Annotated in this window: 7 protein-coding genes; 3 read left to right on the top strand and 4 right to left on the bottom strand. The window is 61.5% G+C overall.

Translation table 11 applies throughout. The features are described from left to right. Positions 1 to 4: 4 nt before the first annotated feature. The 4 genes from PLL20_11105 to PLL20_11090 all read right to left on the bottom strand — a co-directional run bounded on the left by PLL20_11105 (position 5) and on the right by PLL20_11090 (position 8,179). Positions 5 to 4,168, bottom strand: a complete 4,164-nt coding sequence (locus tag PLL20_11105) for a hypothetical protein (protein HPD30534.1) — start codon at positions 4,166 to 4,168, stop codon at positions 5 to 7. A gap of 479 nt (positions 4,169 to 4,647) precedes the next feature. Next, the gene (locus PLL20_11100; protein HPD30533.1) at positions 4,648 to 5,664 is read right to left on the bottom strand and encodes a lysylphosphatidylglycerol synthase transmembrane domain-containing protein; all 1,017 of its coding nucleotides are present in this window, start codon (positions 5,662 to 5,664) and stop codon (positions 4,648 to 4,650) included. A gap of 93 nt (positions 5,665 to 5,757) precedes the next feature. Beyond that, a complete protein-coding gene (locus PLL20_11095; GenBank protein ID HPD30532.1) occupies positions 5,758 to 7,029 on the bottom strand; it encodes a SpoIID/LytB domain-containing protein in 1,272 nt (423 codons plus the stop codon). Between the two features lie 202 nt (positions 7,030 to 7,231). Continuing rightward, a complete protein-coding gene (locus tag PLL20_11090; protein HPD30531.1) occupies positions 7,232 to 8,179 on the bottom strand; it encodes a DNA-directed RNA polymerase subunit alpha C-terminal domain-containing protein in 948 nt (315 codons plus the stop codon). A gap of 1,083 nt (positions 8,180 to 9,262) precedes the next feature. Between PLL20_11090 and PLL20_11085 the strand changes: the two genes are divergently transcribed. The 3 genes from PLL20_11085 to PLL20_11075 all read left to right on the top strand — a co-directional run. Then, a complete protein-coding gene (locus PLL20_11085) occupies positions 9,263 to 10,183 on the top strand; it encodes a diacylglycerol kinase family lipid kinase (GenBank protein HPD30530.1) in 921 nt (306 codons plus the stop codon). Positions 10,184 to 10,193: 10 nt separating this feature from the next. Beyond that, complete coding sequence (kdsA, locus tag PLL20_11080) at positions 10,194 to 11,024, top strand: 3-deoxy-8-phosphooctulonate synthase (protein ID HPD30529.1); 831 nt, start codon at positions 10,194 to 10,196, stop codon at positions 11,022 to 11,024. A gap of 26 nt (positions 11,025 to 11,050) precedes the next feature. Beyond that, positions 11,051 to 13,936 (top strand): cytochrome c (locus PLL20_11075; protein HPD30528.1); only part of this gene is annotated, 2,886 nt, incomplete at its 3' end.

Genomic DNA, 13,936 nt, shown 5'->3' with positions numbered 1-13,936 from the left:
ATGCTCACTTCCTCGGCTTGATGGGAGTCGAGAAACCGTAGATCAGGTAGACTTCGCCGGCGTCGGTCTTCCCTTCCGGATCGGCGAGAACGGAGGACAGCAGCATGTCGTCGTATCCGTCGCCATCCACGTCACCGGCACTACCGATCCCGCGTACGGCCAATCCCCCTTGCGTCACACCGCCACCCAGATGATAGCCGGCCTTCTTCCCGACGACGACCAGTCCAGGCAGGTTCTCGGTGCCGATCTGATCCAGACTGATCGTGCCCGTCAGATGCTTGCCGCCAAAAACGATGTACACGATACCGGCACCGGTCAGGTCATCCGGCGTTCCGTCACCGTCGAGATCATCAGTGGCCCGATCTCCGTCGAGATCGACGCCGACCGAATCCAGGATTCCGTCGCTATCGCTGTCGAACATCGGGCTGGCGTCCGGAGCCGCGATCATGATGTCGGCAATCCCGTCTTTGTTGATGTCGCCCGCATTCGCCACCGCGCTTCCGACGTGACCGTTGGCCTGAACGCCGGAGATGACCATGCCGTAACCCTGGTCGCGAAGCTGCGGAATCGTAATGCCGCCCTGCGGGCTCAAGAGGTTCTGGCCGCCGAACAGAATGAACACCTCGCCGGCAGCATAGTGGCCGCCCGAAGAGATGTTCGGACTGCCGATCAGCAGATCGGAGTAGCCGTCGCCGTTGTAGTCGTCCTTCAACTCGTCGGGGCGAGGACCGGCGCCGGCAATCGAGGTGCCCAGCCGCTCGCCCGGTCGACCCAGAATAAACAGACCGTTAAGACGGTTGAGGTTGCCGGGGTTCAACTGCAGCCGCTCGAGCAGGTAATCGGACTCGATCTCCGGCTGGCGACGGTAGATGACATACACCGCACCGCGATCACCGTTGGTCCCGGCCCCGCCGACCGCGAAGTCGTCCACACCGTCATTGTTGATGTCCAGCAACCCCGTGACGTCACCGATATGATCGCCCGGCATGCCGACAATATGGAACGGACGGCTCATCTCAAACGCCACGTCGCCCGGCTCCCAGAAATTGTTCTTCGGGCAGCATTCGCAACGGACGTAGCCGAGATCCTGGATAATGAAGTTGTGAGGAGTCGGCACGGTCGACACATCGCTGATGCTCGTATTCCCCTGATCGTCCGTCACCACGTCGCCCTGTGAATTCCACATGTACTTGTGCGCGGGCACACCCGGCCGCTTGAGCTGCAACATGTACACGGTGCCCGACTCAGGCCGGTCGGTGGCCGACGGGTCAATACGCAAGAGAGCAACGTCCGCCTTCTGGGCCGTGCGGTTCGGCGCTCCAATCAGGAGGAAATCGCCGCAAACCGAGACCGAGTGCGCAAAACGATTCGCCGTCGTCGGTGGATCCGTCCCCAACTGTGTGGTCGTCTGCCCGAGAATCCGGCAGCCGTATGGCTCCCGCGGCGGTGACATTCGCCCTGACGGACAGTAGCCGCCGGCCCCGCCTTCATACGGCGACAGGAGGCCCGGATCGCAAGTTGGGTCGCCAAGCATGGGCAACGAAAGCGAAGCATAGTAAAAGCCCGTCCCGGTAACTCGCATGTAGCCGGCCGGCGGGAAGAGCCCGAACGGATCGACCGGAGTGCCCTGTGCGTCGGACGAGGTCGACGAGCAAACACCCACGGCGTCGCGCCCGCCCATCAGGCTGGGCGGGAGATCCGCTTGAGACACCGAGAGCGTCTCTCCCCAGTAAATGATCCGCGCCAGAGCGTGCATATCTTCCGAAGAGACGATCTGGAACGGTGAGGCCAGCCGCGGCGGGTCAATACCCATGCCCGCGATTTCGTTGTCGTATCCGAAATAGAACTTCGGGAACACCGGCTGCGATAAGGTGTTCTGTGTAAAACCTTCCCCAGGGAAGAAGATGATATCGTCGATATCGTCCTCGAGCGGGGGGTCAAAATCGCAGCACTTCGGAAGGAAGTTATGGATCGCCGGTACATCAAAGAACTCGTTGGGACTGCCGACGCCCGGATACATCGTCCGGAACACCTGCCCAACCTCATGAAGCATCATGGTACGGTCGAAATGCCGGCTTAACGCCGTCCGTGAGGACATCTGCGAGTTTGTACTCGCCACAATGACCACGCCCCCGCGGAGGAAGTGTCCATTGTTCTCCAGACGCCCCAAGCTGGCCAGAGGCGCCGGGTGAGTCCCGTCCGCCACTTGATAGCTGAGGCTGTACGAGTTGCAGAACGGGAAGCCGAAGACGATCTCCTTCTTGCCATCATTGTCCTGATCGGGAATCAGCGTCAGGGATCGCAACCCCTCGGTCGAGAAAGGCGGGCAAGGCTCTCCCTCGACCGTGTACGGGACGCTGGTTCCGGCCATTCCCCGCTCGGTGTTCGGCTGGTTCGGGTTCGGAGCAATACCCGCGAAGATCAATCCGGGCAGTTTCGCCGAACCCGTCGAGTTCACGTTGTAATCGCCGAGGTACTGTCGTCCGGCCGCGCCGTAGATCATGTACGCCTCTCCGGCCCCCCGCCCGCCCTGAGCCATCAGCCAGGGCTTGCCAAACTGGGCGGCCAGAACGATTTCCTGAATGCCGTCATTGTCGTAATCGTCAGCCACAAGCATGGCGCTGCCGAGGTTGTCACCGATATTGTGACCCATGAAAGTGGCTCCCTTGAAGTAGAGACTCCGAACGTCGGGCTCCTCGTCAGGCTTCAGCGTCCGAAGATCGCCAACCCAGAAAGTAGTCGGCAGAATGGTCAAAGTGCCCTTGGCATAGGCAGTGACGGGGGATCCGCCTTGGGGAACTACCGTTCCGCCGATAAAGTACGTGCCGACGACGCCGCTCGTATCGAACTCCCACTGCATCGTGCTGGCATCCAGGCCCGCCGGGCTGAGCACCACCCTTCGGTCGGCGCCGTCGGGTACGCCATCGTCATTGACGTCCGGCTCGCGGAACACCTCGATCGTGCCCTGCCCGATCGTCAGATTCGTCGACCACCGAATCATGTACTGCTCGCCCGAAAAACGAACTTCGTCTCTGGCAGGAACGCGGAAGGTCAACAGTGGCGAGGAACCCTCGCCGCCACCTCCGCCAGGTACATACTCCCCCGCCCCCAATAAGTGAACCGGCCCGCCGAAGTCGAAAAGGCTCGGGACAACACCAATCATCTCAGCGCCGACATAGTAGTACCCGGGCTCAAAATCCGCAGTGGATCGCCAGACGAAACCGCCCGTGCTCGCGGCGACCGTAGCCAGATCAGTACCGTTGCCGTTTGCGGGATCGGTGTCCGGGTCGACAAAGATCCGAATCAACGGATCGGCGGCCTCGGGATTACCGGCCGCGAAAACAATGGGCACGGGAGTGCCCAAAGCCACCGCCGTGTCAGGAGCCGGCAACAGAATCTGAAGATACGGCCCCGTGGTGATGATCAATGCTCCATCCGCATAGCCAATGTTCTCTCCCTGGTCGGCAGTCACCACCCGAGCACCGATGTAGTAGGTCCCCGGCGGCGTGTCGAGCGGAATGGCCCACTCCCTGCTGACAACGGAAGAAGTGGTGTTCGCACCGGTCTCGATCACGAACTCATCACCGTTGAAGGCGCCGTCCGTATCATAGAACAGGCTCCAGGTGAAGTTGGTGACGCCGCTGCCCGCGCTGAACACGATCGGAATGGTCGCCCCCGGCCCCACCGTCAGGTCCCCATCCGGCGCCGAAAACGTGACCGCGGCAGTGGCGCTCAGCGTAATGCGAGCCGGCGCATAATCGACGGTCTTGCCCGCCGCATTCTCGGCGGCAATGCCGATGTAGAGCGGCCCGGGGCTGATACCGCTCGTGTTAAAGGAAGTGAACTTGCCCTGCCCGCTCGCCAGCGATGATGCAAAAGTCTGTTCGTCTCCGTCGTAAACGCCGTCACGATCGTAAAACCCCCACACCTGGATGGCCCCAGCGGACCCCACTGGTGGGTTCAACACATCGTAAAGCACCGTGATCGTGTCACCCGCCACGGCCGTCCGGTTCACCGACGGCGCGATCACGTTAACCACTGGCAGGGAATCACCGGGCGTCGGCCGCCCGCTGTCCGGCAGGCAGCCCTGCCCGACAAGAAACGGCACGCACATGAAAAGGCCCGCGATCAGAACCAAGCCCAGGCAGGATCGGGAATGGCGTTTCATAAATTCCTACTCCACAGATACTTAACATTATCGAGGAGTGTCGCTCCGAGGCAGCTCCCACAATGGGAATACATCCTGGGCTGCCGGCAGTCCAAGATGTGTCTGCACCGTATAATCGTGGACACCAAGGTTCCTGTCAACGCAGGCGTTAGGACTGGAAACAGCCCTGCTAACGAATCCCGGCCGATAACTGCTTCCATCCTCTCCGCCGCAACTCCACGAGCTGCGTACCCCGGCCCGGACCAGCCGACGGTTCGGGCTGCTGGATTGTTCAAGCCGCCAAGGCGGAATTCAAGAGCATCCGGCGGAAACAGCGTCAAAGATTGAAGACCACCTTATCGGTCGCGACCAACACGCGGCACCCCGATCAGTCCTGCTGATCCGAATTCGTCTCTTCGCGGACGTTTGGAAACCCCGTGTGAAAGTCGGGATCCTTCGCCGCCCCGACCATGACGTGCAAGATGGCCAGAGCGCATCTGCTAGTGAGGCCGCCCCTCGGATGCGACGGCTGCATCCGCCGGTTCGGAATCTGTTATCGGCTGGGGCCTGCCGGCCTTCAAGACGACGAGTACACCCGGCATCGCCCAAAGCAACTGGATCAGCCGGCTGAGGAGGGAAAGGAAGGTCGCTGTCTCGGGTGTTCCCAGACCCGCGCTGCGCGCGAAAAGCTCGACATAGGTCAGTTCCATCGCCCCGATGGGCAAGGCACCGGCCAGAAAACAGATCGGCACAAACGCCAGATAGACCGGCAACGCCCCCCAGGGGTCTTCGCCGACCATGTTCAACCCCCACCCAATCAGAAAATGAGAGATGATGGCGATCACCTGCAGAACAACGGTGAGCACCAGCCCCCCTGCCACACGCCCGGGGCGGTTCCGAAACTCAAGCGCCGCCTGGTCGATCCGATGAATGTGCGACCCGAGAGGCAGATAGAGCAGAAACCGGTCGATCCGGAGCAGTCGCCGCAGACGGCCGGAGAAATAAACGGCCCCGCCAACCAGCAACACGAGAACCGTCAGCCCGATAATCTGCCCCCATTTCGAAAAAGCCGGGTCTCGCCAGTTCGCCAGGCAGACCACCCCTGCAAGCCCCACCAGAGAAATCACCCCGATCACCCGATCCACGAAAACGGTCGTCACTGCCTCGTGCTTGTAAGGCGTGTCGCGGGCGATGTAATAGGCCTTCATCGCGTCACCGCCATGAGTCCCCAAAGGCGTCGTGCCAATAATGAAGTTCCCTGCAAACGTCACCTTGACCGCCTGCCACACGGACAAGGACACGCCATGCACGGCCAGAAGCCACTTGAGGCGCAAGGCCAGAACCACAGGAGTAGGACCGAACACCGCGAAGCTCAGCACAACCGGTCCCCAGTCCGCCGCCAGGATGGCTTGCTTGAACTGATCCCATTCGGTCGCGCGAGCCAGCCAGTACACCGCAAAAACGCAGATGGCGATGCGAACCAGTGCGGACAGAACGTGTCGGGATCCGGCTGTCATGTCACCATCCCTGCAGGCCAGGCGGTCCGGCCAGGCAGATTCCACGCCCCTGCTCTCACCCCGGCTGCCCCTTGCCGGCGTCCGCGAAAAAGATCAATAGGCCCGCTTGAGGCTCGACTGAGGATAATAATGCCTCAAGATGTATGCCGCATCGGCGCCCGCCCTGGCCATGCCATCGGCGCCATACTGGCAAAGACCTAAACCGTGCCCGAAACCCTTTCCTTCCGAGAACACAAAATGATCGGCGCGGGACTGGATCTTGCAGAACGTGCTCCGCAATTCGCGCCCGGTCGGGTCGACCGTCAGCCGAAAGTTCTCCGCTTCCAGCTCGATCGACCGTTTCCTGGCGTCGAGCAGTCGAAGGCGGACCGGACGACCCTGTGCCGTCTGTTCAACAACTTGGATTTCCTCGATCTGGCTGAGATTCTGAAACCTGGGATACTTCTGTCGCAATCGCTTCGTAACAACCTTCTTGCTGATCCTGACCGGCCCCCATGAGAACCACGGCGAATCGGCACAGTAATCGCACCTGACATTGCCCGACAAGGGGGGAATGGTTGACTCATTCTTGACCGGACCTGCGGCTTGCGTGTGACCGCCGCAAGTTGAGCTGAAGTACGCGCAGAAAATCCGCTCGCCTTGAGGCGACCTCCACGTACAGACCAGCCCCTGCGTATCCCGAACGGCCTCCGCAGACAGTCGCCCGGCAGGAGCCCATGGTATGCCCGAATACACCTGCGACCCCTCGCTAGCCATCAGATCCCACCGCCTGCCCGGCGGGGCCATCCGCTTCTGATACCATGCGTAGGTCCGACTCACGATCGCCTGCGCACGAAGAGCCTCGGGATGAAAGGTGGCCGGCGCCTCCGATGCGACCACCGAGACCAGGTAATCCTCCACGTCGACGCTGTTGACCAGCGCGCCCGTGTCGTCGGAGTATCGGTACACGGTCAACGTGCCCGCATACCTCGAACGTTGATCGCCAAGAAACACCGTCACCGGTTCGGGACCGTGCGGCACGATTTCGACGGCCTCAACCTCAAACACCCGCTCCAACTCAAGGAAGGCGATTGCCCCTGGCCCAAACTGGATCGTCAACTGCGGCGCGCCCGCGTCCTGGCAAAGAACCTTGTGCCCGTCCGCATCGATCAGATCGAAAAGACCCGGCACCGCCACCTGATAACTGGGAAGATCGGCGGCAAGCAGAACCCGCATCGTACGGTCCAGCCCCGGGGCCGACCGAGCCGTCGCAACGGAACGCAGCGGCGCAGCAACCGGCTCGGAGCTCGGACCATCGCACCCGGTCATGAACAGCACCGGAATCAGCAGCCCGAGCAACTCCTGCCGCCCTTCGAATCGCCCCATTATTCACACCTCTCGCCGTCCCTGTGACCTCGGTCGGCCATGCCGCCCCGATGCCCCCAGGGCACATCGAGCCTCGATGCCCGATTACGCTGACGGACCGCCTTTCTGCGGGTCGCAACCCAAACGCACTGCGATCCGGAAACATGCGCGCAAGCCGCACAGGTGTCCGGCCGCAAAGCTCTAACCATCCGCACGAGGGTGCTCACTTGCGAAGCGACAATCCGAACTCTGCCAGCTTGTGCTTGACCTCATTCAGAGAAGTCTGCCCGAAGTTCTTGGTGGCCAACAGCTCCGCTTCGGTCTTGAGGGTGAGATCTCCCAGGGTCACCAGGCCCAGCCTCTGTAAACATTTCCGCGAACGGCCGGAAAACTCAATCTCCGAAAGCGGCTTGTTGAGCGCGTCAGGAGAACCCTGGGGAGGCGATTGACGCTGCGGCATCGATCGGGTCGCCTTCTGCGACTCCTCCCTGAGCATTCCGATCCTCAGATTCTTCTGCTGAAGCATTGCCCGGATTTCCTCCAGCGACGTCTCGCCGAAGTTCTTATAGGACAACAGCTCCGCCTCCGTGATCCGCAGCAGGTCTCCGATCGTGTTGATGTTCATCTTCTTGAGACAGTTGCGACTGCGGACGCTCAGCTCAAAATCGGTGATCGGCGTTTCCAGAAGAGCGCTCTGATGCTCTCGCGATTGCTCCTGCGTTTCGTCATACAGCATGTTCATCGAGCTCTTGATGTCTTTCCGGAACAACCGGGCCCTGGCGTGATTGGGATATTCCCTCAAGACGCGCTCGACAAGCTTGAGAGCTTCTTCGTATTCGTCGTGGTCCTCGAGCAGCACCGCCAGATTCAAAAGAACGTTGACCGGAACCGTCGGACGCTCGACCAGCTTGCGATAGTTTTCGATGGCCGCCTCGTCATCGCCGTAAAGGTCCTGTATGCGAGCCGCGTGAAAGACCGCCTCCAGACTGCTCGCGTCCATCCGACACGCTGCCTCCAGCGAATCTATCGCTTCCTGCGTCATTCCCTTGGCCTTCAACAGCAAGCCCCGAGCACAGTGGTAGTTGGCATCGCCAGGTTGCAGGCGGCTCAGCTCCGCCTCCGCCTCGTCGAGCCTCTTTTCACGAATCAACGCGAGGACGTTGTCCATCATTTCTCCTATGTTGTTCCGTATTATCGCGTGTGAGAACCAGCGCATTCCCCCGGGTCGGCCCCGCTGCTACACAACCATGACCCCGGGAAAGCTTAAAGAGTCTACTCATATATCATCATCATGCAAGGTACCTTGCCCCACGCCCTGAATGCTCCGGCCCCGCGCCCCAGCCCAGCCGCTTGCACGAACAACCACCCCCCGTAACCGGTTCGCTATGCATTTTTGGATGTTCTAGCCTCGGCCACAAGCCCCCTGGGCGAGTTGTTCAAACCCCCTCGGCGCCAGGCATCGGTCATCCCTCCCCCACGCCGCTCCGCACACACGCATCCCGCCGGAGTATGCCATCGTGTTATGTCATCACCGGGATCAGCAGAGATCCTCTGCCCGCACTTGGCGGGCGCCTGCGGTTCCGGGCTCTTTGACATGTAAGCAGCCTCACTCCACGGTCTGCCCGGCCGGTGACAACTTGCCTTTTTCCCCACTCCCAGCCGAACGAACCCAAAAGTCAAAATGGATAACCTCCGCACAAGCACCGCTAATTTCCCCGCCAGACTTCGGCAGTTGCCAGACCGCCGCGTCAAACGAACCCAAGAAACGATATAACTTATTGACAGCAAGTATCTTATGGTGACCAAATTCGCCCGGAACCGCGCTGGGCTACCCCTTGACCTGTACTCCCCTTTGTCGCCCCTCGGCAAGTGGCGAAAGGTAGGGTCCCAAACACCGGAGGCGCCTGTCTCAAACCCGCGACCGTCACGAATCACCCGCTCCCGCTGTCTGACCCGTTCCCAATCGACTTCAGGGAGGTCAATCGAGACATAGTCGCTTGCAACCTCTCCAATAGCCGCTCGTACCCCCATGCCTGAACCGTTCTGCACCCCCACGGGTTGACTTGCCGACGGATTGCCCGTTCACCCCGGCATCCCTTGTTTCCACCCCAATGGCCTCCGGATCTTGCTGATGGACCTCATTTGAGGCGAGAATAGCCGCAAACCCAAGCACTCTGCGGGTCCAAGGCAAGCGACAGGCCGTTCTGCCTTCGCCATGGAAAACCGCTCCAGGCCTTTAAGGCTTTCCCTGGAAATGACTTACGCGCGAACGAGGGCCGTTCTGATAGTCAACCCGATAGCCGGTGCGGGGACGGACCGCAGGCCGCTAAGCCAAATGATCGCCCTGGCGAAGCAGGCTGGCATCGAAATTCACTACCAGGTCACCCACGGGCCGGGCAGCGCACGACGACTCGCAGCCGAGATCTCGGCTGATCCGAGAAACGCAAGCTCCATCCGAGCGGTGATGGCCGTCGGCGGAGACGGGACCGTTCACGAGGTCGCAGATGGATTGGCCCACGGTCCTTTGCCCCTCGTCGTCTGGCCCACGGGCACCGAAAACCTCTTTGCCAAAAGCTTTCTGTTCCACGCCAACCCCCGAGCCGCCCTCGATTGCCTCCTGCACGGCCAAGTCCGACTCATCGATCTTGGGCAGGCCAATGGCCGGTCGTTTCTCATCGTCGCCGGGGTCGGCTTTGACGCCGAAGTCGTCCATCGGCTTGCTGGCACGCGCACCGGTCACATCAGCCACTTGACCTACAGCACCCCGTTGTGGAGAACCTTCTGGGAACATCGTTTCCCGAGACTTCGGGTCTACGACGGGAATTCGCTGCTGTGGGAAGGCCAGGGTCTGGTGTTCGTCGGCAATCTGCCCCGCTACTCGCTCGGCCTGAGAGTCATCCGCGACGCAATTTGCGATGACGGACTTCTCGACCTCTGTGTTTTTCCCTGCCGCGGCCGGCTTCGGCTGATAGGGCACTCGCTGCGGACAATGCTTCGCACGCACGTGGAGCATGGCGGCGTCTTGTACCGTCGTCTCCAAAACGTTCGCGTCGAGTCCGACGACCCTGTTCCTGTGGAGCTTGACGGGGAGGCCGCTGGACATCTGCCGCTCGATCTGAAGGTTCGCCCCAGAGCCCTCCGCGTGCTTGTTCCACCTGAAGCGACAAGACTGTAGAATCCACACCATGACAGATCTCAGCCCCGTCCCAAGCATCGAAGTCGCCGGCATCCGTATCGGCCCCGGCCGCGGGCTGGTTCTTATCGCCGGCCCCTGCGTGATCGAGTCTCGCGAGCATACTCTTCGCCTCGCCGAGGCGATCAAGGCCGTCGCCGACAAGGTCGGCATCCCATTGATCTTCAAAGCCAGCTTTGATAAGGCCAATCGCTCCAGCATAAGCAGCTTTAGAGGACCCGGCCTTGAGGTCGGCTTGGCGATCCTTTCCGAAGTCCACATGACGCTCGGCATACCGGTAACCTCTGACATACACACCCCCGAACAGGCCTCTGCGGCCGGACAAGTCCTGGATGTAGTGCAGATTCCCGCTTTTCTCTGCCGCCAGACCGACCTCCTGGTCGCAGCCGCCGACACAGGCCGCGCGGTCAACATCAAGAAGGGACAGTTCATGTCCCCTGAAGAGATGGGATTGGCCGTCGGGAAAGTCCGTCAGGCCGGCAACGAGCGCGTACTCCTGACTGAACGGGGAACCTTCTTCGGATATGGGCGGCTGGTCAACGATATGACCTCCATCGCCAAGATGGCCCATTTCGCTCCCGTCGTCTTTGACGCAACCCATTCTTGCCAGTTGCCAGGTGCGGCGGGAACTCAGTCAGGCGGACAACGAGAGCTGGTGCCGACCCTGGCCAATGCGGCCGTGGCTGCCGGGGCCCATGCCCTGTTCCTCGAGGTCCACGACGATCCGCCCAAAGCCAAAAGTGATTCGGCCACCGTGTGGCCGCTCGAAAAACTCGCCGGGCTGTTGACCCAGTGCAAGCGAATCTCCGACGCTGTGGGCTGACCGGCACTCTTCTAACGCGATGGCCCATGGCAGACGGCAGCAACCGCTATTGTGAGATGCGTCGGCTCAGCGTGGTGTTCGCTTGCGCAAGCCTCGCACTGCTCATCAGCCTGCTGGCGTGGATCTGGCTGGACCTGACGCCCGCCTGGAAGACTCATCAAAGGAACGTGACTGAGACTCGCACCGCTCTGCGACGACTGAACGAGTTGGCCTCAGGGCAAGTCCACACAAAGCCGGCGCCGCCGTCCGAGTCGCTCGCCATCCGCCAAGTGGTGCTCCCTCTGGTCCGCCGTGATCTGCACTTCACACAGACGGCCACCACCGACCGCTGCATGACCTGTCATGCAGCAATCGACGCCGACGACCTCAGCACTCACCGACTGGCCACGAAGCTGACCGATGCTCTGCTCCAAATCAGCGAGCGTATCCGACGGCAGAACCTGAATCCGCGGAGCGAGTCTCAGGATTCACGACTGGGTGGGTGGGTAACTGAGGTACCTGGCCTCCCCAAAGCCCAAGACAACAGTCGGATCTGGCCCGCGTTGAGTCCAGTTGACCAAGTCTCGCTCCTTGGCGATTTGGTGATAGACGCTAATAGGCATCTCCGGCAAAGCGGCTCATCACTGCTCAACTGCGATACCCCTGCCGCGGCGCACCCCCAACTCGACCTCTACGTCTCCGACCGCTCGCCACACCCGATGAAACAGATGGGCTGCACGGTGTGCCACGAAGGCAACGGCGATGAAACGGACTTCGTGCTCGCCGGGCACGCCAAGATATCGGCCGGCACGGCCCGCGCCGCCATGGAGCGGCCGATGCTCCCGTTATGGGGCACCGAGGCCGGCTGTGCAAAGTGCCACCCGCAAATCTCCGACACGACCATGCCCGCCGGCCCCGCCGTCGCCCGCCGGCTTAATAGAGGACGTGTCCTGGTGGAACGATGGGGATGTGTCAACTGTCATCTGATCGAGGGCTTAGATAACGCGCCCAAGGTTGGGCCCTCGCTGGCCAAAGCCCAAATCACCCTCAACGAACGGTTCTTTGGCGAATACGTGTTGTCGCCTCGGGATTTGCGGCCCTGGACCACCATGCCGCAATCATTCCGCCAGGAAAACAACATCGGGCCGGCCGGAAACGATGCGGACATCCGAAGCGCGGCTGAGATTGACGCCATGTGGTCGTATCTTGCCGCAATCAGTCAGGATGAGCCATCGCAGCCGGGCCGAGAATGGTCTCCTGAGCTGCAGGAATCCGAAGTCGTGACAGCGGCCAGAGAACAGGGTCGTCGGTTGTTCAACGAACTCGGCTGCCTGGGATGCCACCCCCCTACCGAGCGTCGCAGCGGACCTTACGGCTTGGCCACATCACGGCCGGCTGACCTGAGGCACAAATCCGGCGACTCAAACAACGGAACCCACGCGGACTTGCGCCATTCAGACGACGTCGACGTCTTGTTTGCGCCGGAAGGCACAGTCCAAGCGGCCATGGTGCGTTACGCACCAGACCTGTCCAACATGGGCGGCGAACGGCGAGGTGGGCCGTGGGTTCGAGAATGGCTCGCCGACCCAGGTCGATACTCGCCGGGAGCACGAATGCCTCGCATGAGGCTGACCACTCAGCCGACCTCGTCCCCGGCCCCGGCGGCCGACGAACTCGACGAAGCTACCGCATTGGCCTTGTACCTCAGCAACCTGGAAACCGGTGAAATGCAGGCGACGCGACCAGCCACGACCGGCCGCGCATCCTCGGAGAACTACAAAGCCGTATGTGAGGCAATCACACGTGAAGTCCTCGCAGCCGGCGAGAGCGGAGAGGCCGTGATCTCCGATCGGCTCCAGGCCGCGACCTCGGGTCGTAAACCCGCGGCCGATCGAGTCGCAGCCATGACGCCGGTCCAGCAACAATGGGCCTTTGTCGGGCAGCGGCTGCTGGCTCACTATGGCTGCGCCGGTTGCCACCAGATTCCCGGTCTCGAGCGCGCCCCGCGAATAGGACCGGAACTGACCCGGTGGGCAGACAAGCCGGCCGGTCAACTCGACTTCGGCTTCTTCGACCCGATGCTACGACGTACGAAGACCGACACGCGATTCCAAAGACTGTACCCGACAACCGGCGAGCAGCCCTGGCTCCGCTGGATTCCGGACAATCTCACGGTCCAGATTGAGAGAACGCACGCATCTTTCGTGTGGCACAAACTGCGTAATCCCCGAATGTGGGACCGCGGCCGTGACAAACCGCCGCTGACCCGTCTGCGAATGCCCAATTTCTTCATGGACAACACGCAAGCCGGTTCCCTGGCCACATTCGTTCTGTCCAGGCGGGCACCCAACGTCGATGCGTCGCTTATCATCAGTGACCACTCACCAGCGGGCGTGGCCGCCAGGGGTCGCAATCTCGCCCGATCGCTCAACTGCACCGCCTGTCACGCCATCGACGGCAACGGAGCCGCCATCCACGCTTACTACTGGAAGCCGGCGGGTGACGAACTCCACTTTCAGGCTGCCGAGGCTCCGCCACGTCTTCCCGGTCAGGGGGCGCGCGTGACGGCTCAGTGGACCTATCAGTACATGCGCGACGTCACAACGATCCGACCGTGGCTGAGCGTGCGAATGCCAAGCTTCAACCTCAGCACCGAGCAAACCACGCTGCTGACCGAGTATTTCTCCGCCGTCAGCGGCGAACAGTCGAGGTGGCTCGGTAAGAAGCTGGCAGCTATCAAGAAGGGAGCCTCGCCGGGCCAAAATTCGCCGGGCCGAGACTCGCTGGGGCAAGATTCGCCGGGCCAAAATTCGCCGGGCCGAGATTCGCCGGGCCGAGATTCCCATCTCGGCCCTCTTTCCGCCGCATCAGTTTCGCTGGGCCGAGATTCCCATCTCGGCCCTCTTTCCGCCGCATCAGTTTCGCTGGGCCGA

Source organism: Phycisphaerae bacterium (assembly GCA_035384605.1).
Taxonomy (GTDB): Bacteria; Planctomycetota; Phycisphaerae; order UBA1845; family PWPN01; genus JAUCQB01.
This window is presented reverse-complemented; position numbering and strand designations above follow the sequence as displayed.

Coding starts and splice junctions, on each gene's coding strand:
- PLL20_11105 (HPD30534.1), bottom strand. CDS start 4,168: ATGAAACGCCATTCCCGATCCTGCCTGGGCTTGGTTCTGATCGCGGGC.
- PLL20_11100 (HPD30533.1), bottom strand. CDS start 5,664: ATGACAGCCGGATCCCGACACGTTCTGTCCGCACTGGTTCGCATCGCC.
- PLL20_11095 (HPD30532.1), bottom strand. CDS start 7,029: ATGGGGCGATTCGAAGGGCGGCAGGAGTTGCTCGGGCTGCTGATTCCG.
- PLL20_11090 (HPD30531.1), bottom strand. CDS start 8,179: ATGATGGACAACGTCCTCGCGTTGATTCGTGAAAAGAGGCTCGACGAG.
- PLL20_11085 (HPD30530.1), top strand. CDS start 9,263: ATGACTTACGCGCGAACGAGGGCCGTTCTGATAGTCAACCCGATAGCC.
- kdsA (HPD30529.1), top strand. CDS start 10,194: ATGACAGATCTCAGCCCCGTCCCAAGCATCGAAGTCGCCGGCATCCGT.